Annotated in this window: 15 protein-coding genes; 2 read left to right on the top strand and 13 right to left on the bottom strand. The window is 72.9% G+C overall.

What is annotated here, in order from left to right; translation table 11 throughout:
• The first annotated feature begins 356 nt into the window (after positions 1-356).
• Entirely contained in the window at positions 357-2840 is a 2484-nt protein-coding gene (locus ACWEK3_RS21285) for a lamin tail domain-containing protein (protein WP_453250337.1), read from the top strand.
• Between the two features lie 150 nt (positions 2841-2990).
• Here ACWEK3_RS21285 and ACWEK3_RS21290 read toward each other — a convergent pair whose 3' ends face one another.
• The 12 genes from ACWEK3_RS21290 to ACWEK3_RS21345 all read right to left on the bottom strand — a co-directional run bounded on the left by ACWEK3_RS21290 (position 2991) and on the right by ACWEK3_RS21345 (position 21993).
• A complete protein-coding gene (locus ACWEK3_RS21290; protein ID WP_450540730.1) occupies positions 2991-4328 on the bottom strand; it encodes an amidohydrolase in 1338 nt (445 codons plus the stop codon).
• A 67-nt stretch (positions 4329-4395) separates the two neighbouring features.
• Positions 4396-6348: a TOMM precursor leader peptide-binding protein gene (locus ACWEK3_RS21295; protein ID WP_453250338.1), complete on the bottom strand. Its 1953-nt coding sequence runs from the start codon at positions 6346-6348 to the stop codon at positions 4396-4398.
• Complete coding sequence (locus ACWEK3_RS21300; RefSeq protein WP_450540726.1) at positions 6345-7100, bottom strand: ABC transporter permease; 756 nt, start codon at positions 7098-7100, stop codon at positions 6345-6347. The genes ACWEK3_RS21295 and ACWEK3_RS21300 overlap by 4 nt, the downstream gene beginning before the upstream one ends.
• Entirely contained in the window at positions 7097-8092 is a 996-nt protein-coding gene (locus tag ACWEK3_RS21305; protein ID WP_450540724.1) for an ATP-binding cassette domain-containing protein, read from the bottom strand. Before ACWEK3_RS21305 ends, ACWEK3_RS21300 begins: the two co-directional genes overlap by 4 nt.
• Positions 8093-8141: 49 nt before the next feature.
• Positions 8142-9311 carry a metalloprotease gene (locus ACWEK3_RS21310; protein ID WP_453250339.1) on the bottom strand — a complete coding sequence of 390 codons (1170 nt, stop codon included), beginning with the start codon at positions 9309-9311 and terminating at the stop codon, positions 8142-8144.
• Positions 9308-10441 (bottom strand): lantibiotic dehydratase C-terminal domain-containing protein, encoded by a 1134-nt coding sequence (locus tag ACWEK3_RS21315; RefSeq protein WP_450540721.1) that lies wholly within the window; start codon positions 10439-10441, stop codon positions 9308-9310. Before ACWEK3_RS21315 ends, ACWEK3_RS21310 begins: the two co-directional genes overlap by 4 nt.
• Positions 10429-13293, bottom strand: a complete 2865-nt coding sequence (locus ACWEK3_RS21320) for a lantibiotic dehydratase (RefSeq protein ID WP_453250340.1) — start codon at positions 13291-13293, stop codon at positions 10429-10431. The genes ACWEK3_RS21315 and ACWEK3_RS21320 overlap by 13 nt, the downstream gene beginning before the upstream one ends.
• A gap of 18 nt (positions 13294-13311) precedes the next feature.
• Entirely contained in the window at positions 13312-14949 is a 1638-nt protein-coding gene (locus ACWEK3_RS21325) for a nitroreductase family protein (protein ID WP_453250341.1), read from the bottom strand.
• Between the two features lie 102 nt (positions 14950-15051).
• Positions 15052-16998: a TOMM precursor leader peptide-binding protein gene (locus tag ACWEK3_RS21330; RefSeq protein WP_453250342.1), complete on the bottom strand. Its 1947-nt coding sequence runs from the start codon at positions 16996-16998 to the stop codon at positions 15052-15054.
• A complete protein-coding gene (locus ACWEK3_RS21335; protein WP_450540713.1) occupies positions 16988-19246 on the bottom strand; it encodes a TOMM precursor leader peptide-binding protein in 2259 nt (752 codons plus the stop codon). The genes ACWEK3_RS21330 and ACWEK3_RS21335 overlap by 11 nt, the downstream gene beginning before the upstream one ends.
• A gap of 126 nt (positions 19247-19372) precedes the next feature.
• Positions 19373-21274, bottom strand: coding sequence for a BTAD domain-containing putative transcriptional regulator (locus ACWEK3_RS21340; RefSeq protein ID WP_453250343.1), 1902 nt, complete (start codon positions 21272-21274; stop codon positions 19373-19375).
• A 548-nt stretch (positions 21275-21822) separates the two neighbouring features.
• A complete protein-coding gene (locus ACWEK3_RS21345) occupies positions 21823-21993 on the bottom strand; it encodes a thiazolylpeptide-type bacteriocin (RefSeq protein ID WP_031128743.1) in 171 nt (56 codons plus the stop codon).
• A gap of 210 nt (positions 21994-22203) precedes the next feature.
• On the opposite strand from ACWEK3_RS21345, the gene ACWEK3_RS21350 reads away from it, so the two are divergent.
• A complete protein-coding gene (locus ACWEK3_RS21350) occupies positions 22204-23118 on the top strand; it encodes a HipA family kinase (RefSeq protein ID WP_388725907.1) in 915 nt (304 codons plus the stop codon).
• A gap of 99 nt (positions 23119-23217) precedes the next feature.
• Here the strand turns inward: ACWEK3_RS21350 and aceB are convergent, their stop codons facing one another.
• Complete coding sequence (gene aceB, locus ACWEK3_RS21355) at positions 23218-24843, bottom strand: malate synthase A (RefSeq protein WP_453250344.1); 1626 nt, start codon at positions 24841-24843, stop codon at positions 23218-23220.
• Positions 24844-24845: the final 2 nt, after the last annotated feature.

Consider the following 24845-nt stretch of genomic DNA (forward strand, 5'->3'; position numbering starts at 1 on the left):
GTACTGCACCGTCGCGGACCTGGGCAGCCGCGCCGGCTTCACACTCGGCTGACCGCCTCCCGCCGTTCCTCTCTGAACGGGTGTCACCTCGCCAACCGGCCGACGCAAGGCGCAGGCTGCCGTCGCACCCATCGGAGCGGCTCACCACTGGTCATGTCGCCACGCGCACCGGGCGCCGGGCGAGCCAGGCGCCGGATAACAGTTTGCCAAGCGTTTAACCCGCGGCCTTTTTTCGGACGTATCTATGCGCGTAGCTTGAGCGCGTGCCAGACCCCGGCCGTCGACAGCGGATCCGGGTCGGTCGGCGCTCCCCCACGCGCCCTCATGCTTTCCCGGCTCCCAAGGAGACCCTTCCTGTGTCGAACTCCAGCGCTGAAACGCCCCGCCCCGCAAGACACCGCGCGACTTCTCTGCGCAAGCGACTGATACCGCTGGCGATCACCGGCTCTCTGGTGCTGGCCGGAGTGGGCGTCCACTCCGCCTTCGCCACCCCGTCGGCCGACGCCGTCATCTCCGAGGTCTACGGAGGCGGCGGCAACTCCGGCGCCACCCTCACCAACGACTTCATCGAGCTGGCCAACGCCGGCTCCGGCTCGCTGGACCTCTCCGGCTACAGCGTCCAGTACCTGTCGGGCAACCCCGGCCCGACCACCAAGTGGCAGGCCACCCGTCTCACCGGCTCCCTTGCCGGCAACGGCCGTTACCTGATCCAGGAGGCCGCGGGCACCGGCGGCACCACCGCCCTGCCGACCCCGGACGCCACCGGCAGCATCAACATGTCGGGCACCACCGGCACCGTCGCGCTGGTCCAGGGCACCGACCTGCTGACCTGCCTCACCGCCGAGGACTGCGCCGCCGACCCCCGCATCAAGGACCTGGTCGGCTTCGGCACCGCCGTCGTCCGCGAGGGCTCCGGCCCGGCCGCGGGCGCGAGCAACACCGCCTCGGTCGCCCGTAAGACCCTGGTCGACACCGACGACAACGCGGCCGACTTCGCCGCGGGTGCCCCCACCCCGGAGAACTCCGGCGGCGAGGCCGGCGGCCCCGGCGGTGGCGACCCCTCCCCGTCGCCGACCCCGACGCCCCCCGCCGACGCGATCTCGGCGAAGATCCACGACATCCAGGGCACCAACCGGCGCTCCCCGCTCGCCACCAAGGACGTCAAGGACGTCACCGGCATCGTCACCGGTGTCCGCACCACCAGCACGTCCTCGACGTCCAAGGGCTTCTGGATGCAGGACCCCAACCCGGACAACGACCCCCGCACCAGCGAGGGCATCTTCGTCTACACCAGCTCCACCCCCACGGTGAAGGTCGGCGACAGCGTCACCGTCTCCGGTGTGGTCTCCGAGTACTACCCGGGCGGCTACGACGGCGGCATCCAGTCGATCACCGAGATCATCAAGCCGACGGTCACCGTGCTGTCCAGCGGCAACCCGCTGCCGGCCCCGGTCGTCCTCGACAAGGACAGCATCCCCGCCGCGTGGTCCCCCAAGGGTGACAGCACCGGCAACACCGAGTACCTCGACCTCGAGCCGACCAAGTACGCCCTGGACTTCTACGAGTCCCTCGAGGGCATGAACGTCCAGGTCTCCGACGTCCGCGTCGTCGACGCCACGGACGCCTACCACGAGCTGTGGGTCACGGCCGACCCCACCCACAACAAGACCAAGCGCGGCGGCGTCTACTACCCGGGCTACGACGACCCGAACGTGGCGCGTCTCATGGTCCAGGCCATCAACACCACGGACCCGTTCCCGATGGCGAACGTGGGCGACGAGCTCACCGGTGTCACCGAGGGCCCGCTGGACTACAGCCAGTTCGCCGGCACCTACATCCTCGAGGCGCGCAAGCTCGGCACCCACAAGGACAACGGCCTCAAGCCCGAGGTCACCAGCCAGGCGAAGTCCAACGAGGTCACCATCGGCACGTACAACGTGCAGAACCTCGCGCCGAGCGACCCGCAGGCCAAGTTCGACCGGCTCGCCAAGGGCCTGGTCACCAACCTCCGCGCGCCCGCCATCGTCGGTCTCGAGGAGATCCAGGACAACACCGGCGCCGTCGACGACGGCACCGTGGACCCCGACAAGACGCTGGCCAAGCTCACCGACGCCATCGTCGCCGCGGGCGGCCCGCGCTACGAGTACCGTCAGATCAACCCGGTGAACAACAAGGACGGCGGCCAGCCGGGTGGCAACATCCGCACCGTCTTCCTGTTCGACCCGACCCGGGTCGGCTTCGTCGACCGGCCGGGTGGCGACTCCCTCACCGCCGTCGACGTCGCCGGCAAGGGCAAGGACGCCCACCTGACCGTCTCGCCCGGACGGATCGACCCCACCAACGAGGCGTGGAACAGCAGCCGTAAGCCGCTGGTCGGCGAGTTCCTCTCGAAGAACGGCAAGAAGATCTTCGTGATCGCCAACCACTTCAACAGCAAGGGCGGCGACCAGAACATCGCCGGCCGCATCCAGGAGCCCGTCCGTAGCTCCGAGGTGCAGCGGATGAAGCAGGCCACGCTGGAGAACGCCTTCGTCAAGAAGCTCGAGGCCGCCGACCCCAAGGCCCTCATCGTCTCCCTGGGCGACTTCAACGACTACCAGTTCTCCTCCGCGCTGAAGACCCTGACCGGTGACGGCAAGCAGCTCACCGACCTGATCAACACCCTGCCGGTGGAGGAGCGCTACTCCTACGTCTTCCAGGGCAACTCGCAGGTGCTGGACCACATGCTGGTCAACCCCAGCATGCTGAACAACGTCACCTACGACGTGGTGCACATCAACTCCGAGTTCGCCGACCAGACCAGCGACCACGACCCGCAGGTTCTGCGTGTGAAGCCGTAAGGCTGGTGCAGGCCCGCCCGCTCCCGCGCTCAGTGCAGCGAGGGCGGGCGGGCTTGTCTGTATATGTCCTGACGCCCGAGCGCCTGCAGCGCCGGACAGGTCCCGGGCGTGAATCCCACTGCCCGCGGCCCCTCTTTCGGCGCCGGTCTCTCACGTGGCCGCGAACCGGTCGAGTGCCGCGCTCGTCAGCGCCGCGACAGCGGGACGCAGGGCGCTGCCGATGTGGGGGGCGAAATACGGGGAGTGGTTCGGGGCCGGGGGTGGTGAGGCGTCGGGTCCGCCGGCTGTTGCCCGGCGCCACTCGTCCGCGCCCACCACGCCCAGCATCCAGTAGACCAGCGGGACTCCGTGCTGACCGTGGACATCGGCTCCGGCTTCACCGAACAGCGGGAAGTCCTCCGTGGCCATCGATCCCGGCCAGGGCAGGACCCGCCCGGGCCCCAGGAGTCCGGTGTGAGCGCGCCGTATCGAGTCGGTGGTGTGCGGGTCGCACCGCAGGGCCGCCGAGCGGGAGGTGACGGTCACCTCGGGTTCTCGGGGGGCGCCGGCGGCGGCGCTCTCGGCGAGGACGATGCGGCGCACCGCGGCCAGCGCCCGGTCGAGGGACGCCTCGCTCGACGCGCGGACCCCGACGCCGAGTTCGGCGCGGTCCGGTATGACGTTGGCGGCCGTTCCGGCCCGCAGCGTGCCCACGGTCAGGGTCACCTGGTCGGCGGGCGCGGTCTCGCGGGCGACGATGTTCTGGAGCCGGGTGACGACGGCGGCCGCGGCGACGACCGGATCCACCGCAAGATGCGGAGTGGCGGCGTGACCGCCCTGTCCGTGCAGCACCACCTCGAGTACCGCGCCGGCCGCCGCCATCGGCGCCTGCCGCGCCGCGTGCGCGACCGTGCCGGAGGGCAGCGGCGCGGCATGCTGGGCGAGGACGACGCCGGGGCTGCCGAACCGTTCGTACAGTCCGTCGCGCAGCATGGCCTCGGCTCCGCTGAGCGTCTCCTCGGCCGGCTGTCCCACCACCACCAGGGTGCCCCGCCATCGGTCGGACAGGCGGGCGAGCAGGTCCGCGGCGCCGGCCGCGGCGGCCAGGTGCAGGTCGTGGCCGCACGCGTGCATGGCGTCGTTGCGGCTGGCGTACGGCAGTCCGGTCCGCTCGCGCATCGGGAGCGCGTCGAGCTCCGCCCGCAGCCAGACGCGGGGGCCGTCCCCGTTGCGGAGCACACCGACGACGCCGTGGCCACCCACCCCCTGGGTGATCTCGCAGGCCGCCGCCGCGAGTCGGCGGCCGAAGCGGTCCGCGGTGCGGGCCTCCTGTCCGGACGGTTCCGGATGCGCGTGCAGGTCCAGATAGAGGGAGAGAGCGGGGCGCAGAACGTCCCCGGCGCGGGTGAGGAGGTCCCCCGCGCCCGGCGGCGGGTCGTGATCGGTCACGAGCGGGGCGTTGTGGCCGGCCCGTGCCGGGACCGGGGCCTGGTGGGACGGCGGGTTCATGGGCGGACTCCGGGGAACGGCCGGGCCTCCACCACGGTGCGGGGAGGCCCGGATACGGGAGGTGGGCTCACGGGAAGGGATGCGGGGCCCGGCGGATCTCCGCGTCGGTGAGGTCGCGGTCCCGGTGTCCGCCGCGTCGCAGCGCGGTGCGCAGCCGGGGCATCAGCAGGGCCCGCTGCCGGTTCCAGCCGAAGTCGATCGGCAGCAGTCCCGGCACCACCGTGCCGACCGTCCGCAGCCCCATCCGCTCCTGCTCGGGCGAGGTCTGGTCGACGACGATGACGTCATGGCCCGCCCGGACCAGTTCGTCCCTGACCACGGCGACGTCGTCGCGCAGGTCGCCGGTGCGGGGGCGGCCGCGGCTCTCCCAGTCCCGGTACACCTCGTCGAAGGGGCGGGCCTCGGACGGCTCCAGGTAGCCGCGCGCGTACTCGGCCATGCGGGGCAGCCCGTAGAGCTGGGGGTGGTCCTTCAGATGACGTACCAGGAAGAAGTCGTCGGCCATGGCCTCCAGTTCGCCGCGGCGCTCGGCGGTCTGCCGGGCCAGGTGCGGGATGTAGCTCAGCACTTCGGACAGCGCCCCCTCGACCGCGCTCGTCGGGTCCAGCGAGGCCGCGGCCGCGAAGGACAGGGTGCCCGGGCCCCCGTCCCGGCGGACGCCGACCACGGTGACGGCCGGGACGGCCAGGTCGATCCGGTTGTCGAAGACATGGACGTCGTAGCCCTGCAGGGCGGCCCGCTCGGCCATGGCGGCGGCCGTCGGACTGCCGATCGACGCCAGGTCGATGCGGGGGAGCCGGGCCGCGCCGTACCAGCCGTTCAGGAAGGAGTCGCGCTCGACGAGTTCGAGGAGGCCGCCCAGGACCGCCTCCTCCAGACACCCGCCGATGGCACAGCCGTTGGAGCACTCGAAGACGAAGTTGTCGTCGGCTAGCGGGATGCTGTAGTAGACCAGCCGCGACGGCACCAGTACGGGGCGCTCGTCCCGCAGCGACCAGCCCCACTCCCAGGGGATGGGCCGGCTCGGGTCGAAGGGCTCGACCAGAGGGTCGTCCCGGTAGGTCTCCGGGCTGTACAGGCCGCACACCGCGGGGTCGACCGCGTCGGCCTTCAACTCGTCGTAGGAGCCGACGACCGGCGCGCAGCCGCCGCGCCGGTGGGTGCCCGCGTACCGTTCCAGGCCCTCGAGGAAGGCGAGCCGGCGGCTGGTGGCGAAGGAGTTCTCCTGCCCGCTCCAGGTGACGTCGTGCAGCCCCGCGTACCCCCGGATGAACACGCTGCCGGCCACCGGAGCGGTGGTCGACGAGGTGACGTCGGTCCAGGTGCCGGCCCCCAGGGCGCCGCAGACCGGATTGGCCAGGGCGTCGGTGGGGAGCGGGTAGGCGAAGGCCGAGCGCAGCCGGTAGGTGCCGGGATCCGGCTTCGGACGCGGGGCCGGGGTGAGCGGCGGGACACTGCCCGGTGCCTGGGCCCGGGTGCCGCAGTCGGGACAGAGCGGGTCGGCGAGCAGCGGGAACGTCCTGATCAGCAGGTTCGTCAGGTCCAGCCGGGTCACCTGGGGCAGGGCGCGGTCCGCCGGAAGTTCGGCGGGGGGCACCGGGCGGGGCCTGTGCAACAGGGCCTCGCACAGCGCGGCCACGGTGTCCTGGACATGGCTGGTGAGCAGGGGCCAGGCGCCCGCCGGGCGGGGCCCGTCCGGGCCGCCGGTCTCCAGGGCGTTGCGCTCGCTGCGGCTGCGCAGCCGCTGCCACCGTACGGCGAGGCAGCGGCCGCAGGCGGGTGCGCTGCCGTCGCCTCCCCACGGGCCGAGCAGGATCGCCGAGGCGCTGACGTGGACCAGCGCCGTCGGACGGTCCGCGGCCCAGGGGTCCGGGGCCCCGGCGTCCCCGCCCCCCGCGCCGACGGCACCGACCGGCACGACCCGTGGGGCGTCGGCGCCGAAGTGGTCGCCCAGGAACGCCTGGAGAGCGTCGCGGGCCCCCTCCATCGGGTGCGCGAGCAGCCGGGGCGTGGTGCTCATGACGTCTTCGTCCAGCGGAAGGTGCGCGCCGCGGCTGCCCCGAAGACGACGGCGAACGCGACGAGCCCCGCGCTCCCCACGCCGATGTCGGACAGGTCGCCGCGGCCGGTCAGAGCCGCCGACACCGCGTCGTTGAGATAGCGCAGAGGCATGACCAGCGAGACCTTCTGCAGCCAGTCGGGCATGGCGTCCAGCGGGAAGAACGACCCGGACAGGAAGGCCATGGGCAGCATCAGGAAGTTGGCGATGCCGGCGACCGACTCCGGGGTGTCGGCGATGCTGCCGATGATCACGCCGAGCAGCAGGAAGGTGGTGATGCCGAGGACCATGACGGGAATCAGCAGGGGCCACCGGGACGCGGGCACCAGGTCGAACCCGGGGAGCATCGCCACCCCGACGAACAGCACCGACTGGACGAGCCCCACGCCCAGGGCGAGGACGTAGCGGGACCCGATGACGGAGGACAGCGGGGCGGGCGACATACGGATCATCCGGAGGATGTCGTCCGCGCGCCACTGCATCAGCGTGAACCCGATGCCGAAGACGGCGGCGTTGGCGACGCCCCAGGAGAGCACGCCGGCGGCGGTGTAGGAGAGGTAGGAGAAGCCGCTCTCCTCGACGCTGCGGCCGCGGAAGACGAGTCCGAAGACGACGAGGAAGATCAGTGGGAAGGCGAAGGTGAAGAAGACGGTCGTCTTGTCCCGGACCTGGGCGCGGTAGCCCGCGGTGGTCAGCGCGGTGTAGGCGCTCATGCCTGCTGCTCCTGGTTGTTTGCGTTGATCGCGTTGTTCGTGTCGTCAGCGGTGAGGGGTGCCTGGGTCTGCCGGGCGGTGATCTCGAGGTAGACGTCCTCGAGGGTGGGGGTGCGGGTCTGGACACCGTCCAGACCGGTGAGGGGGTCGAGGGCGGCCAGCACCCGGCCGGTGGCGCGGGTCTCCAGGACGAGGTGTCCGCCCTGCACGGTGACGCCGTCCACGCCGGGAAGGGACGAGGCCTCACGCTCGTCGATCCGGCCGAGCGGAACCAGCAGCCGGCTGGTGGCGCCGAAGGTGCCGATCAGGTGCTGCGGTTCGTCGGTGACGACGAGCCGGCCGGCCACCAGGATGCCCACGCGGTCGCAGAGCGCCTCGGCCTCGTCCAGGTGGTGTGTGGTGTACACGATGGTCCGGCCCTCCGCCTTGAGGCCCCGCAGGACCTCCCACAGGTCGCGTCGGCCCTCCGGGTCGAGCGCGGCGGTCGGCTCGTCGAGGAAGATCAGCTCGGGTCCGTGGACCAGCGCGGAGGCGATGGCGAGCCGCTGCCGCTGGCCGCCCGAGAGGTTGTCGACCCGGACGTCGTGCTGCCCGCCGAGGCCCACGGCGTCGAGGGTGGCGTCGACGGCCTCGCGCTCCGCGCCGAACAGCGCCGCGACGGTGCGCAGGTGCTCGTGGACGGTCTGCCGGACGAAGAAGGCCGAGGACTGGGTCTGCACCCCCATGCGCGGCAGCAGGCCGGTGTTGCGCGGCCAGGGTGACTCGCCGAACACCGTGACCGAGCCGGAGTCGGCCTTGCGCAGCCCCTCCATGATCTCCACCAGGGTGGACTTCCCGGCTCCGTTGGGGCCGAGCAGCCCGAAGAACTCGCCGCGCCGGACGTCCAGGGAGACACCGTCGACGGCCCGCCGATCGCCGTAACTCTTGATCACATCGCTGACTGTGACGGCGGGTTGGGCTCCGTGGTCTGGGGTGGGGGAGGTGGAGCTCATACGGGTACCTCATTCATGAGTTGCGTGATCTTCCGGGGGCGGGACGTCATCAAAACAGCAGGAGAACGATGGTGGTGCAGCTTCCGGCCGCCGCGAGCAGCACGAGTGCGGCCGCCGTGAGGGCGTAGGACGTGTAGAGACGGCGGGCGCGCCGCGGGTAGGCGGCGACGGCGTCCCGCCCGCGCCGGCGCAGGGCCAGGTAGGTCCGGGTCTCCGGGGCGAGGTTGGCGGTGCCCAGGGCGTGGCCGAGGATGCGGTACCCGTCCAGAGGCGGCAGCGGGACCAGGTTGCTCAGGGCCTGCGCGATGCCGACGAAGAGCATCCCGGTGAGCGGCGGGCGGTTCGGGTCGGACGGGTCCAGGAGCGCCCACCAGAGCGCGAAGGGCAGCAGGAGCACCAGGTTGACGTACGCGCCCGCGGCGGCGACCACCAGCTTCGCCCGCAGGCCGGGCAGGAACAGGTAGTTGTCGACCGTGCAGTACATCATCATGGCCGGGAACCGCCAGCGCAGCCCGATCTCGGTGACCACACCGCCGTAGTGCCGGGCGGCGATGCCGTGGGCGAGTTCGTGCAGGCAGACGCTGAACCAGAGGAAGACCGCGAACGGGATGAGCACGAGGGGGCGGGTCAGCAGGTCCAGTGTCCCGTCGAGGAGCGCCGCCGGATCCGCGAACACCGCCACCATCATCACCAGTACGGCGGCCGTCAACGGCAGTTGCGCCCAGGGGTGCAGCAGTGGGCGCAGCACCCGGTGGAGGCGGCCGGTGGTCCTGTGCGCGTCGGTGACGGTCCGCCGGCTGCCCTTCCAGAAGGTGCCGGTGCGGGCCGGGGGCGGCTCGGGCGGCGCGGGATCCGGGGATCCGGCGAGCAGCCCGCGGGTGCCGAGCAGGCCGAGCAGCCGGGTCCACTGCTCCTCGGGGAGCCTGCGGCGGAACCGGGCCGCGTACTCGGACACGACGTCGTCGAGGTTCCGGGTTCCGTCGAGCCGGCTGATGACGAAGTGCTCCTTGGGGCCGACCTCGAACGCGGCGCCGCTCACCGGGTGCTTGATGAGGTGGACGGTGCGCGGGCCGCGCAGCAGGGGCGGACCGATCAGCACGCCCGGACGCAGCGCGGGCCGGTAGGCGCGGGCGGCGGCGGCACGGTCTCCGGTGGAACGGTCCGCGGCGGAAGGATCGGTGGCGGAACGGTCCGTGGCGGAACGGTCGGTGGCGCTCATGAGGCGTCCTGCCGTCCGCCGGCCGGCTCGCGCAGGACCCGGCCCAGAATGAAGGCCAGGTAGGCCTCGTCCCGGATCGTCACGTGCAGCCGGTTGTTGGTCATGTGCATATACGGCGACAGCAGGCGGGGCAGCACCGCCGGCACATGGGTGACGGTCACCAGGGGAGCCGCGTCGGGATCCTCGGCGCGTTCCTGGCCGGTGTCCTCGCGGGCCGGACCGTCCCAGGCGGGGAAGGCGAGTTCACCGCGCTCGGTGAGGTCCACCACCTTCTCGCGCAGTTCCAGGCAGTGCTCGGCCCAGCGGCGGAGGAACGCCGGCAGCCGGGTCAGGTCGCCGTTCGCCACAGCCTGCCTGAGCTGTGCGAACCGGGCGCCGAGGGTGGGCGCCATGCGCGCGTAGGTCCGCTCGTACTCGGTGGACCCGATGAAGTTGGTACCGGGGAACAGCCGGTGCCAGAAGGCGTAGTAGGAGTCGAGGTAGTCCGCGAGCCGCTCCTCCTCGGGGAGGAAGCAGCTCGCCATCACCATCATCAGCTGGGCGGAGGTCCCGAGCAGCACCGTCCGCAGGTGCAGGTTCATGCTCCGGTACGCCTCCAGGACCAGGTCGCTGGAGTGCCGGAAGTGCCATTCGGCGAGGGCGACACCGGCCGGCCCGCCGTACTTGGCGAACTCGGGGGCGTAGACCTCGTCGGAGAAGGAGTTGTTCGGCCTGAGGTTCATCCGGCCGTCAGCGCCCATGTACCTGGCCCGGTCCTCGCCCGGGAACTCGATGTCGAACAGGGCGTTGTAGAAGTCCTTGAGGAAGCCGGAGTCGACCTCGTAGAGGGCGGGGCGGGTATTCAGGAAGCCGCTGATCGCCTCCTCGGCACGGCGGCGCACCTCGGCTTCGGCAGCGGGTCCGCTCGGGCGCAGGCGCAGCCTCACATGCGGCCCCTCCAGCCAGTAGTTGATGAAGAAGTAGCCGGACAGCAGGCCGTCCTCGGTGAGCCGGTCGACCAGCGGGCGCACGCAGTTGACCAGCAGCGGCTGGGGGTTGGCGGCGTAGAAGACGTGCAGCGCCAGCCACGGCGACGGTTCGGCGCCCCCGGGTGCCGGACGGAAGGCGGCGGGTTCGGTCAGTTCGGGCATGACGGTGCTGCCTCCGGTCCGGACTGCGGCGGTTGGCGGGTGGTGAAGGTCTCCACGGCGAGTTCGGCCACGTGCCGGCCGCGCGGGGAGGTGAGGTGGAGGCCGTCCTCGGCGGGGAGCATTTCCCGGAAGGCCACCCGGGTGCCCGGCTTGCGCTCCACCAGGGCGTCGAACGCGGCCAGGGAGAGCGGGCTGTCGAAGTCGACGTAGACGGGCTTGGCCCCGATCGGGCCCTGGTCGGTATGGGAGACGGTGGCGAAGCAGCGGTCCGGCAGACCGTGGGCGTGCTGCCAGCGCCGCCACTCCAGGTAGTCCTCCTCCTCGCCGGCTCCGGGGCGGCGGGCCGGCAGGACCTCCGCGTCCGCGGTCCAGCCGCGCCGGCTTACCACCACGTTCCCGTGCCGGACCCGGGGCCTGCGGGTGACCCCGCTCTCGGGCTCGCCCTCGGGGACTCCCGCCCATACGTCGAAGGGGGCCATGGTGCTGGGGGAGAGGAGGAGCAGGGTGCGCGGGATCTCGGGGAGCGCGATCGGCACGAGGTAGCCGAGGTAGACCGGCACGACCTCGCGGTCGAGGCGGCGGGAGCGGAGCACCAGGCGTCCGGACGGCTCGTCGTGCTCGACGTAGAGGTCGTCGAGGTGGATCCGGGCCTCCTCGGGCACGGAACTGGTCTCGCCCGGGCAGACGATCTGGTGGCCGGTCAGCCGGCCGTGCAGGTTCAGGTTGCTGCTGACCGGCCCTCCGGTGACCTCCGCGAACACGGCGCCGTCCGGACTGTGAGCCGCCATCTCCTCGCGCAGCGCGTCGGAGAAGCCGGGTGCCGCCGTGTCCGCGCCTGGTGCGGTGCCGTCGTAGAGGTGGGTGAACCGGCTGAAGGGGAAGGCCAGGCCGCCGTAGGACTTGTTGAGGACGACCCGTTGTCGGCCGCCGGGAGGCCGGGACAGCTGGAGATGGTGGCTCTGCGGTATGAAGTGGCCGGTGAGCGGGGCGAGTTCGGCGGCGGTCTCGGAGAGCAGCCCGTCGGGCAACTCGATCTCCTCGGCCTCGTTCCCCCCGCCGTGCTGTCGCCACAGGGCGCGCATGCCCTCGTGGAAGTGGCGGCGGGCCCGGTCGAGGGCCTTCATCTCGCTCTGCCCGAGCCAGTTCTCCTCCGGAACGTAGGCGCCGTCCTCGTCGAAGGAGGCCCGCTTGGAGGTGAAGGACACGTACTGGTCGAAGAAGTCCTCGTGGAAGTCGTGGACCAGGCCGAGCAGGTCGTCGCAGCGTCCGCCGCGGCCGTAGCGGGCGATGAAGAAGCCCAGCAGGGTGATGCGCTGAGGGAGCGTCAGGTCGAAGAGCGGCAGGACGCCCTCGACGGCCCGCAGGGCCCGGCCGGTCTCCCCGCTCAGCACGGCGGGCCCGCAGACCAGGTCGTCGCCCGTGCTGACGTCCTCGTACACCAGGGTCTGCGGAAGGGCCGGCTCGGGCGCCCCCAGTTCCCGCTGGGCGTCGAGGAGCCGACCGCGCAGAGTGCTCAGCAGGGTGCGGCGTTCACCCACGTCGGCCCCGGGATAGCGGGCGAGGCAGTCGGCCGGGCCGTCCAGCAGGTGGGCCAGCCGGTCGGCCCAGGACGCCCCGAGGGAGCGCAGGGCGTCCTGGTAGGAACGCAGCGGGTCGCGGCTGTGCACGTCCGCGCGGAGCAGCGGCACCTGCACCATGCCGAGATCCAGGAGGGCCGACGCATACCGTTCGCACTCGTCGCGTCCGGCGTCGTGCTCGGTCTCGAGCCAGTCCACCAGGTCCCGGTGGCGTACCGGCGCCTCGTGGCCGCCGAGCCACTCCAGGAGCCGCTCCAGGGTGCCGCTGCGGCGCAGGAAGAACAGCCGGTCGCGGACCGCGTCGAAGGTGACGGCCGCGCTGTCGTCACCCGCGGTCATGACATGGCGTACGTAGCGGATGCGGTCGGCGTCGCGCCCCCAGCCCGGGGAGAGGACCACCGGCAGGTCCCGTCGGCGTGCGGGGTCGGCCGTGATCAGTTCGGTCAGCCGGGCCAGTACCACCACGTTGAGCCGTACGTGGCTCACCCAGTCCTCGCCGGTGCGCAGCGAGGCCCCGTCGTCCCGCCGGTCGCCCGCGAAGGTGCCGAGGCCGATGCCGGTGAGGGTGCTGAAGGGGCTGGTCTTGCAGGCCGTGCGGTACAGGTAGGTCAGCGCGGAACGCTCGATCTTGCGCAGGCGGTTGCCCGGCCGCGGGCTGGTGTCGCGCAGGTAGGCGTCCAGCCGGCCGTCGAGGGCGGGCGAGGCCAGCAGCAGGCCGAGGCGCAGCCGGTCGTCGGCCAGCACATCGCGCAACGCACGGCGGCTTTCCCGGAGTTCGCCGGCGATCAGGTCCGCTCCGGTGGCCCGGAGCTCTTCGAGGCGGGCCCGGTCCCGCAACCACTGGGCGCTGCGCCGGCCGGTCTCCCCGTCCAGCTCCGTCACCAGGCGGACGGCGGCCTCGGGGTCGGCCGGCAGACGGTTGTTGAAGATCTGCCGCCGCAGGTTGAGCAGGCCGCGCCGCACGGCGGCGTCGCCCGGTTCCTCGTCGGGGCCGGTGGTCGACTTGACCAGGGCGTGCAGCAGATCGCTGAGGGCCGCTCCGGCGGCGGTCAGGCGTTCCTCCTCGGCCAGCACGGCGTCGGACCAGCGGCGGGTGCCGGAGCAACGCAGGCCGTGCACGGTCTCGATGGGCAGGCCGGCCGCGCGGAGCACGAAGCGCCTGCCGGGCTCCCAGTGGGGCCCGGGCTCCGGGGCGGTGCCCGCGTCGGTGTCCGAGCCGGTGTCCGTGGTGGTGACCGCGTCGGTGTCCAGGGCGGCGGACTCTATGGGTGTCATGGGAATCCTCTGCGGCGGTCAGGCGATCTCGTGGCGGAAGTCGGCGGGTTCGGGCCGTTCGTGGCCGAGGGCCATGACGAGCAGTGGAGCCTCGTCACCTTCCGCCAGCCCGAGCCGCTCGACGAACGAGACGTTGTCGAAGCCCAGCGCCACACCGGCGCCGAGGCCCAGGGCGGAGGCCGCGAGGTAGAAGCTCTGCGCGACGGCTCCGGCGGTGCCGACGGCGAGTCGGTAGCCGCGGTCTCCGACGGCGTCCAGCACGGCGGTGGTCCGCACGGTGGGCACCAGGACCGCGCCGGCCTGCTCCAGGTTGTAGTTGGCCAGGAAGTAGTTCTCCTGGAGGAACGATCCCTGCGGGCCGGGGGCGACCGGACGCAGGGCGCCGCGGTCGGGGTCGTACGCGTACGCCCCCTGCTCCACGCCTTCCACGTGGTTGACGAAGGCGTAGAGCCTGGCGAGCCGGATCTCGCCGGACGGATCGGTGTCGCCGGCCAGCCGGGTCCCGGCGCAGGCCGCCAGGACCGCCGAGAGGTGGCCGCCACCGACCCGGCGCCGGGCGTCGAACCTGCCGAAGCTGGAGCGGCGCTCGCGCAGGGCCCGGCGGACGCCGGTGTCCGGGAAGGCCGGCTCGGGCAGGGCCACGCGGACGCCGTCCGCGTCGTCGGGAAGGGCCGCGGCGGCGGCCAGCGCGCCGGGGGCGGGCCGGTCGGCGGCGCCCTCCAGGGTCGCGGTGTGCATGTCGCGCAGCGCGTCGAAGTCCAGCAGGGTGCGCGAGCGTTCGACGTCCCGGTGCCGGACGGCGGGCCGGTGGCGCGGGTCCGTGCGCGGGGTGTCCTGGCCGGCGGCGGCGTCCGGGCGGGGCGCCGGCCCGTCCCAGTGCAGCGGCACGACGGCGAACACGGTCTCCTCCTCGCCCGCCGCGCCGAGCAGTTCGTTCAGCCGGGGTTCGTCGAACCAGAGCACCGGGGCGAGCCGCAGACCATGGGCGGCGGCCCAGATCCGCCAGGTCTGCACCAGGGTGCCGAGGTCGGTGGAGACCACATGGAACGAGAAGCTGTTGTACTTGAAGGAGTTCTGCCAGTACTTGACGCCGAGGATCAGATAGTGGTCGGTGTCGAGGGCCTCTTCGGGCGCGTCCGGGCCGAGCGCGTCGCGGACCCGGTCCGTGACGTCGCCGGCCAGCAGCCGCTGCAGGGCGTGCCGGTGGACGTCGTAGTAGTGGAGACCCGGGGTGAGGGGGCCGGAGGGGCCGGACGCCCAGTGGATGCTCACCGGGTAGAGCCCGCCGCCGCCCGCGGTGCCGCGCGACCAGTTCGCGTGTGTGTAGAACGGCAGCCCGGCCAGGTCGGTGTTGGCCTGGATGCCGAGGCGGCGCCCGGTCAGTCCGTAGGAGTCCTTGAGCATCGCCGACAGCAGCGGCAGGCTGAACCCGGGCGAGCCGTCGGCGCCCTGGTCCTTGGCGGCGCCGGGCAGCAGGCCCGGCGCGATCGGGACGTCCGCGAGGTCCTCGGTGCCGGGCAGGGCGAACGCCTCGGCGTTCGGGTAGTACTTGCCCTTGCGCGGGCCGTCGGCCCAGTTCACGACATGGTCGGTGGGTTCCATCGGGACGCGGCCGCGGTGCAGGATGGCGTGCGCGTACTCATGGGCGTACCCCATGGGATCCCCCTTTCCTCGGTTCCTTGGTTCCTTGGTTTCCTGGGCTTCGCTCGGTTCTTCGGAGCACTCGCGCCGGGGACAGTCGGACGGACGGACGGACGGTCACGGGAACGGGTGCGGGCCGGGATTGAGATCGGCCACGGTCAGGTCGTCCGGCCGCAGGCCCGCCTCGCGCAGCGCGGTGCGCATCCGCGGCATGTGCCGGGCGCGCTGCCGCGTCCAGCCGAAGTCGAGCGGGAGCAGGCCGGGCACCAGCACCTTCACGGTGTGCAGACCGAGAGCGCGCTGCTCGGGTGTGGTCTGGTCGACGACGACCACGTCGAATCCGGCGGACGTCACGGCGTCCACCGCGGCGAGCAGGTCGTCCCGTACGTCCGGACCGGAACCGTCGGCGCGGGGCCGGCGCAGGTCGGCCACGCTCAGAGGCTCGGGGGGCGAGGCCGGGCGGAGCAGGAAGTCGGCGTGGCGGCCCATCTCCGGCACCGCGTAGACCAGCGGATGGTCGTGCAGGCTGGTGATCCTCTCGAAGTCCTCGGCCATGGCCCGGTACCCGGCCTCGTTGCGCCGGAACCGCTGGAGGAGCTGCACCGAGTCGGTGGCGATCTCGCACAGGGCCGCGGCGAGAGCGGCCTCGGGGTCGAGGGCGGCGCCTGCCCCGAAGCACATCCGGGCGAGGCCGCCGTCGAACCGCTCGGCGACCGCGGTGACCACGGGGACCGGGAAGGAGATCCGGGTGTCGAAGAACCTGGCCCGGTACCCGTACATGGCCATCCGGTCCACCATGAACCGGGTGCGCGGGTCGGCGCTGGACGCCGGGTCGATCTCGGGCAGCGGCTGCATCCCGTGCCAGGCGAGCAGGAAGGCGTCCCGTTCCAGGACCTCCATCAGGCCGCTGAGCACGGCCTCCTCCAGACTTCCTCCGGAGGCACAGCCGTTGGAGCTCTCCTGGACGAACCGGTGCTCGATCCCGGGCTTGTGGTAGAAGGCGAGGATCTCCGGTACGGGGCGGGGGCGCGCGTCCCGCAGCGACCAGCCCCACACCCAGGGGATGGGGCGGTCCGAAGTGAACGGCGGCACCCAGGGGTTGGCCCGGTGGAAGTCGTCCGTGTACAGGCCGGTCTCGCGCGGGTCCACGGCGGCCGGCCCGAGATCGTCCAGGGAAGCGGTCAGGGTGAGGGCGCGGCCCCGGGCGCGCATCCCGGCGAAGCGCTCCAGGCCTTCCAGAACACCGATCCGGGTGCTGGCGTGGTACGTGTCGGCGTGACCGCCCCAGAACGTCTCCCGCAGATAGTCGCCGGAGCGACTGGAGAAGCAGCCCACGGTGGCCGAGGTGGTCGGCGAGGTGACGTCGCACACCACCGACGGCCCGACAGCGCCCCAGTGAGGGTTGGCGAACGCGTCCACCTGGAGGCCGTACGCGTCCACCGGCCGGACCCTGCTGACGCCCGGCCGGTACTTGGGCGCGGGCCGCAGGACGAGAGCGGCCGACTCGGCGGTCACCGCCGCCGGTGTGCCGCAGCCGGGGCAGTCCGGCTCGGGGACCAGCGGATGGTGACGGACCGTCAGCTGACCCAGGTCCACCAGCCATACGTCGGGGAACGGCCGCCGGTCGTCCCGGGGAGCGGCGCCGAGCCGGGCGATCAGCGCGGCGACGGCCTGTGCGGCGAACGGCACCCGGTAGGGCCAGGGGCCCGCCTCCCGGGTGCCGCCGCGCAGCTCGATGCCCTCCCGCAGGCCGACGGAGCGCACCCCCTGCCAGCGGCGCCGCAGGCAGTCGCCGCAGCCGGCCCGCCCCTCGGCGGGCCAGGGGCCGACCAGCACCTGCCGGCCGTACAGGTGCACGGGGAGCGTGGCGCGTGAGGCGCTGGCGGGGGCGGTGAAGGCGTCCCGCACACCGAGAGCGGAGACCGCGATCCCGGGCTCCTGGTGACCCGGCTCGGACGCCAACTCCCTCAGGGCGTCGTGAAGTTCCTCCGCGAAGAGGCGGCATGCCCCGCGCCGCGGCTCCTCGGCCCCGTCGACGGTGGCCTCGGCGAGGTCAACGGTCATCGCCGGCCGCCTTGGTGAGCAGGACCCGGACGGTGTGGATGCCGGCGGCGGGCAGGTCGGCCGCGTGCGTGGGCACGACGAGGGCGTCACGCCCGGCGGCGGCCAGGCGCTCCAGGACGTCCGTCCAGGTCACCGCGGACCGGCCGGTGGCGTCGTCCTGTGCCGTGACCGGTATCAGGGCCGCGTCGAGGTCGGCCAGCAGCGGGTCACCGGTGTCGGGCGTGCCCAGCACCCCCTCCGCGGCGAGCTGGACCGTGCCGAGCAGGTCGCGCAGGGCGTCGGTGGCCGCGGCCGTCCGGTCCAGGGCGGCGCCGGTGGCCCAGCGGCACGGCTCGTCCGACCCCGTCGGACGGGTCCTGGCCAGCACGACGGACACTCCGGTGCGGTCCGCCTCCCCGAGGTCGAGGACTTCGACGTCCAGTTCCAGATGCCCGGCGGAACGCAGCAGGAAGGTCGCCTCGGGGTCGTCGGCGAACTCGGCCGGGGAGATCGCCGTGGTGCGCCCGGTCCCTCGCACGGACCGCTGGAGCGCGTCGTGGGCGAGCGCGGACAGCAGGCCGGCCGCCGCGGCCTCCGGGAGGCCGTCGCCCGCTCCGGCCCCGGCGCGGGACGGCTCGAACCGACGGTCCTGGTTGTCCGGCCCGAAGGGCCGCACGGCGCCGGCCGGCACCAGTGTCCGCTCCTTGGTCAGCAGCGACGTGGCCAGGGCCCAGGAGGCGACCGGATCGCCTCCCGCGCCGGTGGCCGTGGTCAGCGCGTCCGGGTCCACCTTCGGCGGCGCGTCGGGGTGGCCCGCGCGGGAAGTGCCGTTCGGGGCGGGGAAGGTGGGCACCACGTGCTCGGCGTAGACCTCGGCGGCCGCGTTGAGGGCTCGCAGGCGGGCGCCCGCGGTGTGGTGGACGTCGAACGCGGCGACGGTCCGGGTTCCGGCCTGGCCCAGACCGATCTCCACGGCGCCGACCTTCAGCGGGGTCTGGGTGACCGGTTCGTCCGCGTACCGGGTGAAGACTCCGACGGACGGCCGGACCGCGAGCGAGCGGCGGTCGAGCTCGGCGAGCGGCCCCTCGGTCGCACCGTCGTCCGGGGCGGCGGCGACGACCGGCTGGAAGGCGGGCCGCTCGGGGGCCGCGGTCAGGTCGACGGGCTCGGGGGAGCCGGGCCGGCCCGGGCAGAACGGGCAGTGCGGATGGGGCAGCAGCCGCTCCGCCAGGACGTCGAAGGAGGCCATGTCCTGGAGCAGCACCTGGCCCCGGGTCTCGGCCGGTAGTGCCTTGGTGACCAGCCGGAACACTTCGTAGCCGAGCAGGTTGCCGAGCATCGCGGCGAGTGGGCCGCGCGGCCCGGGTCCGGGAGTTCCCCCCAGCGTCAGGCCGCTCCAGAGGTCGGCCGCGACCGCCGCGTCCCCCGTCGCGCCGAGCCGGAGCGCCGCGCAGGCCAGGCAGCCGGCGGAGTCCGGGGCGCCGACCGGTCCGACCACCGCCCGGCCGCCGAAGGTCCAGGCGGGGAGCAGGAAGCGGCCGTCCGGAACGCCCTGGCCGAGCAGGGCGATCGCGGTCCGGAACGCGTCGCGGCCGCAGGCGGCGACCACGACGTCGTACCCCTCGTACGCGTTCCAGCCGCCCGCCGCGCCGGACCCGGCGTCGGGCAGCACCGCCACCTCGGCCGGGCTGCCCTGCGCGGTGAGCTCCGCCGCCTCGGCCCGGAGCGCGCCGAACTCGGCCGTGGTGGCCGGGTTTTCGGCCAGAGCGGCCTCCACGCCGACGAAGGCGCAGCCGTTGCGGATCAAGGAGAGCGCGCACCACCGGGCAACCGGGCCGTCGCCGAGCACGGCGACACGGGTGCCGCGGAACGCGGCGAATCTGCTCCCGGCGTCGTCGGCGTAGTGGTCGATGTAGGCGATCTGCTGCCCGAAGCGGGCGGCGACCACCGGTTCCACGGACGCGCCCGGTCTCTCCTCGATGGGGTCCGGCACGGGCCGGGCGAATCCGCGCGCGTAGAGCGCCTTGACCAGGCCGCCCACCATCGCCTTCTGCGGGTCCTTGAAGCCGGCGCAGATCTCCGCCACGGTCCGGCTCCCGTCCAGGTGCGGGACGAGGAGGGTGGCGAACCGGTAGGCGGACGGGGAGCTGAGCTGGAAACCGCCATCGGCGTTGTGGAAGATCACCCCGCCCGGCGTCTCGGTGAACAGCACGTCGCGGCGCACCCTGGGCCGGGTGTGCGCGGTCTCCTCGTACGGCGTCGTGGGCATGCGGGGATCGCACCTCCGGGTCGGGGCCTGGCGGCCGCTCTGGTCTGAACAGGTGGGAAAAGGCGGGGCGTTCGAGGTGTGGGCCGGCCGAGCCGGGCCGCGTTCCGCGCGGTGGCGCCGGGGCCGTCAGGTGGCTCCGGACGGAAGCGCGCGCCGGGCCGGGGAGCCGACGGTCTGCGGGATGTCGCCGGTCCGGGCGGCCCTGCGCAGCGCGTGGGCGCGGAACAGGGTGTTCATCCGGAGCGTCCCCGGCTGCTCCTCGTCGAGGAGCCCGGTGTCGAGGAGCCGTTCGAGCAGTTCCTCGGCGTGTGTCTCGGGGACGGAGAGGGCGGCGGCCGCGGCCGGCCCGGTGATCTGCCCGTTCAGTCGCGCCAGGCGCAGGTGCGCGTCGGCCAGTGGGGCGGGCAGCCGGTCCAGGGCCCCGTCGAGGGACAGGGGCACGGACATCCGGGGGTCGTCGGGCAGGGCCAGCCGGGCGGGCAGGTCCCGCCGCACCCACGCGGCGTAGTCCGCCAGGCGCAGCTTCGGCCGGGTCAGCAGCCGGGCCGCGACGATCCGCAGGGCCAGCGGGACATGCCCGCACGTGTCCGTGAGGGTTCGTGCGGCCGTGGCCTCGGCCGCCACCCGTTCATGACCCAGGACGGCGGTGAGGAGCGCGTGGGACTCCTGCGGCGACAGGGCGCCCAACTGCAGCACGGCCGGGCCGTGCGTGGCGACCAGGGCGGCCAGTCCCAGACGGCTGGTGACGACGACGGCGCCGCAGCCGCTCACGTCGAGCAGCCCGCGCGCCTGGTCCGGGTGCACGACATCGTCGAGTATCACCAGGCGCGACCCGCGGGAAGCGCCGGCGGGGAGCCGGGAGCGCAGTTCGGCGGCCACCTCGTCGGCGGACCGTGGCCTACCGTCGGGCCCGGTCAGCCGCAGCAGCACGCCGCCCGCGGGGTACCGGTCCGCCACCAGCTGCGCGGCGTGCAGTGCCAGCGCGGTCTTGCCCATGCCGGGGCCTCCGGAGATCACCGCGATCACCGGGGCGGCGTCCGCCCGACCGTCGCTTCGGCCGCCGCCGCTCAGGTGGCTCACCAGGTGGGCGGCCTCACGGGTGCGCCCGGTGAAGCCGGGGACATGGGGCAGCCGGGGCCCGGGCGGGTCGGCCGGATCCGGGGACAGTCGGCCGCCGCCGGGCGTGGCGGGTCCGGCCGCAGCGGTGCGCCCGTGCTGCGCCGCGGGGTCGTCGGCCGCCGCGGGCGCCCCGTGCGGCGTCGGTGCGAGCGGCGTGGCCTCGAAGGCCGGGCCACGGGGTTCGGCGCCGCGCAGGATGGCCAGTTCCAGGCTCTGCAGTTCCGCGCCCGGGTCGACGCCGAGTTCGTCCCGGAGGTGCGTCCTGATCCTCCGGTACTCGGCCAGCGCCTCGATCTGCCGTCCCACCCGGTAGAGCGCCCGCATCAACTGGGCGGAGAATCCCTCGTGCTCGGGGTGGGTCCGGGTGGCCTCCCAGAGGTCCACCAGGACCTCGCGGCATCGTCCCCGGGCCAGTTGGATCTCGCAGACGCGTTCCAGGACGCGCAGGCGCTCCTCGACCAGCCGGGGCACCTCGTCGCGGTGTATGAGTGCGGAGGGGACATTGGCGAGTAGCGGTCCCCGCCACAGGCCGAGTGCCGTGCGCAGCAAGGGGAGTTCGGACTCTCCGGCCCCGGCCGCCCTGGACACCAGGCCGCGGAAGTGCAGCAGGTCCAGGGTGTCGCCGTCGGCCGGGAGGCGGTAGCCCCCGGCGACCGCGACCACCGACTGCTCCTCTATGTCGTACTTCGCGAAGAGGCGGCGCAACCGCAGGACGCAACTCTGCAGGGCCGCTTTCGCCGTCGCCGGCTGCTCCTCCCCCCAGACGGCCTGCCGGAGACGATCCGTCGGGACCACCTCGCCGGGGCGGACCAGCAGCGCCGCCAGCAGCGACGTCGGTTTGGACGGCGGAAGAACGACCACGTCACGCCCGTCGGTGATGCTGAGCGGACCGAGCAACTGAAAACGCACCGAGTTCCCCCGTTGACCGTCGAACACCTGCCGGACCGGCTCACCACTGCGCCTTCAGGGAAGTGGTGTCCTGCCGCCATGGCCGCCCTGGTCGGGGGGCGGTGGCTCACACAGGACCCCGATCTCCCCTCTGGTGCGGGCGGGACGGAGCACGTGTGAAGTTGTCTTCACGAAACGATTTCGGCCTTGTGGCAGTGGTGAGTGTCTACTGGCGTAGACCGCGGGTCAAGGGGCGGTCAAGAAATGTTCAAGGGGCGGATTTCAGCCACTGACTATGTGTCAACTTGCTTTGAAATCAGAATAGTTACTGGTCATGGACTCGTCGGTGTCCCGCGCCGGACGGACGCTCCCGAGAGGGCAGGCGCGTCTGACGGACGGCGTTCTCCAAACCTTGTCACGGCATTCACTCCCGCCCCGGACGGCCCAGGGCCGGGACGCGCGCCGCCGGGCGCCGGTGCGGTCGGTCCGGGGCACGCCGAACGCCCGGTTCGCGACCGCCTCTTGACGAGGGAAGGCGCGAACCGGGCGCTGCGGCACCGGACCTGGGCTCAGGCGGAGCAGGAGGTGGTGCTGCAGGTGGAGCTGGAGGTCGAGGTGGAGCTGGTGCTCGTGCAACCGGCCAGCACGACCTCGCTGGCGTCCGAGTAGTCGGAGATCTCGAAGGTCTCGGCCTCGAGCTCGAGGATCTCGTCCGCGAGGGTGCTCAGGTCCTTGTTCATGGTGCCTCCCGATGAGTCGGGGCGGACCGCCGTGGCCGGCAGCCTCCGCCGTGTGGGGTACGGGACCATTCCAGCGGCCTCCGCTCACCGTTCGGCACGTCTCCCGCTGGCATCCCGCTGTCACGCGGCGCCAGCGGGCGACCGGGGGCGCGCGGAGGGATCGGCACGCCGGCCGAAACCCCCCGGATTCTCCCCGTATAGCCTGGGGGGATGCTCACCCAGGTCAACGCCACCCGCTACATAGAGCCGCTGCGGTCCGGCGGCTCCGTACCCGGAGTCGTCGAGGCCGACGACCTCGGCACGTACGTGGTGAAGTTCACCGGCTCCGCGCAGGGCCGCAAGGCGCTGGTCGCCGAGGTGATCGTGGGTGAGCTGGCGCGCGCCCTCGGACTGCGGTTCCCCGAGCTGGTCCTCGTGCACTTCGACCCCGCGCTCGCCGCGCACGAACCCCACCAGGAGGTGCGCGACCTGCTCGACGCGAGCCCGGGCGTGAACCTCGGCATGGACTACCTGCCGGGCGCCGCGGACTTCACCCCCGAGGTCGCCGAGCACTTCCCGGTGGACCCCGTGGAGGCGGGCCGGATCGTCTGGCTGGACGCGCTGACCGTGAACGTGGACCGCACCGTCCACAGCTCGAACCTGATGGTGTGGCCGACCTTCGGCACCGCGCCGCCGCGCCTGTGGCTCATCGACCACGGCGCGGCCCTGGTCTTCCACCACCGCTGGGACGCCTCGGAACCGGGGAAGGCCTACGACTTCCGCCACCACGCGCTGGGCCGGTACGCGCCGGACGTGGAGGCTGCCGACGCCGAACTGGCCCCCAGGGTGACCCGCGAGCTGCTGCGGTCCGTCCTCGCCGAGGTGCCGGACGCCTGGCTCGCCGACGAGCCCGGTTTCGCCGGCCCGGACGAGGCCCGGCACGCCTACGTCGACTACCTCGCCGCCCGTGTCGAGGCCTCCCCGGCCTGGCTGCCCACCGACTTCCCCACCCGCGAGGAGCTGGCGGCGGAGGAGTCCCGGCGGGCCGCGCGGACCCGGGCAGGCCGACCGGACTGGCTCAAGCGCGTCCCCGACCTGCACGGCAGGCCGGCCGCGGCGCAGGACTGGTCCGTGCACCTGGGGTGACCGGCCGTGGCGCAGGACCGGTCCGTGCGCCCGGGACGAGCCGGGGCACGACGCGAAGTGGCCCCGGAGGGTTCCGGGCCACTTCGCGCGGTGCGGTTGTCAGCCCTTGAGCTGCTGGTACGCCGGCAGGGTCAGGAAGTCGGCGTAGTCCTCGTCGAGGGAGACCTGGAGCAGCAGGTCGTGGGCCTGCTGCCAGTGACCGGCGGCGAAGGCCTCGTCGCCGATCTCCTTGTGGATGTTCTCCAGTTCCTCGGCGGCGACCTCGCGGGCCAGCTCCGGCGTGACCTTCTGGCCGTTCTCGAACTCCACGCCCGCGTTGATCCACTGCCAGATCTGCGAACGGGAGATCTCTGCGGTGGCCGCGTCCTCCATCAGGTTGAAGATCGCGACCGCGCCCAGGCCGCGCAGCCAGGCCTCGATGTAACGGATGCCGACCTGGACGGCGTTGACCAGGCCCGCGTACGTCGGCTTGGCGTCGAGGGAGTCGACCGCGATCAGGTCGGCCGCCTCGACGTGCACGTCCTCGCGCAGCCGGTCCTTCTGGTTCGGCTTGTCGCCGAGGACCTTGTCGAAGGACTCCAGGCAGATCGGCACCAGGTCGGGGTGGGCCACCCAGGAGCCGTCGAAGCCGTCGCCGGCCTCGCGGTCCTTGTCGGCGCGGACCTTCTCGAAGGCCACCTTGTTGACCTCGGCGTCCCGGCGGGAGGGGATGAAGGCCGCCATGCCGCCGATCGCGTGCGCCCCGCGCTTGTGGCAGGTGCGCACGAGGAGTTCGGTGTAGGCGCGCATGAACGGAGCCGTCATCGTGACCGCGTTGCGGTCCGGCAGGACGAACTTGGCGCCGCCGTCACGGAAGTTCTTGACGATGGAGAACAGGTAGTCCCAGCGGCCCGCGTTCAGCCCGGCGGCGTGGTCGCGCAGTTCGTAGAGGATCTCCTCCATCTCGTACGCGGCCGTGATCGTCTCGATCAGGACGGTGGCGCGCACGGTGCCCTGCGGGATGCCGACGTAGTCCTGGGCGAAGACGAACACGTCGTTCCACAGCCGCGCCTCCAGGTGCGACTCCGTCTTCGGGAGGTAGAAGTACGGGCCCTTGCCGAGGTCGAGCAGACGCTGGGCGTTGTGGAAGAAGTACAGGCCGAAGTCGACGAAGGCGCCGGGCACCTGGGTGCCGTCCGCGTCGACGAGGTGGCGCTCGTCGAGGTGCCAGCCGCGCGGGCGCATGACGACGGTGGCGAGCTCCTCGTTCGGGCGCAGCGCGTAGGACTTGCCGGAGCCGGCGTCCGTGAAGTCGATGTTCCGGGTGTAGGCGTCGATCAGGTTGAGCTGGCCGAGGACCACGTTCTCCCAGGTGGGGGCGGAGGCGTCCTCGAAGTCGGCGAGCCAGACCTTCGCACCCGAGTTGAGCGCGTTGATGGTCATCTTGCGGTCGGTGGGACCGGTGATCTCGACCCGGCGGTCGTTCAGGGCCGCGGGAGCCGGGGCCACCTTCCAGGAGTCGTCCGCGCGGATCGCGGCCGTCTCCGGGAGGAAGTCGAGCGTGGAGGTGCGGGCGATCTCGGCGCGGCGCTGCGCCCGGCGCGCGAGGAGTTCGTCGCGGCGCGGCGTGAACCGCCGGTGCAGCTCGGCCACGAAGGCGAGCGCCGCGTCGGAGAGGACCTCGTCCTGCCGGGGCAGGGGCTCGGCGTCGACGATGGCCAGCGGGGACGGCGCTGGTGCGGACATGA

The organism is Streptomyces sp. NPDC004721 (genome assembly GCF_053601495.1).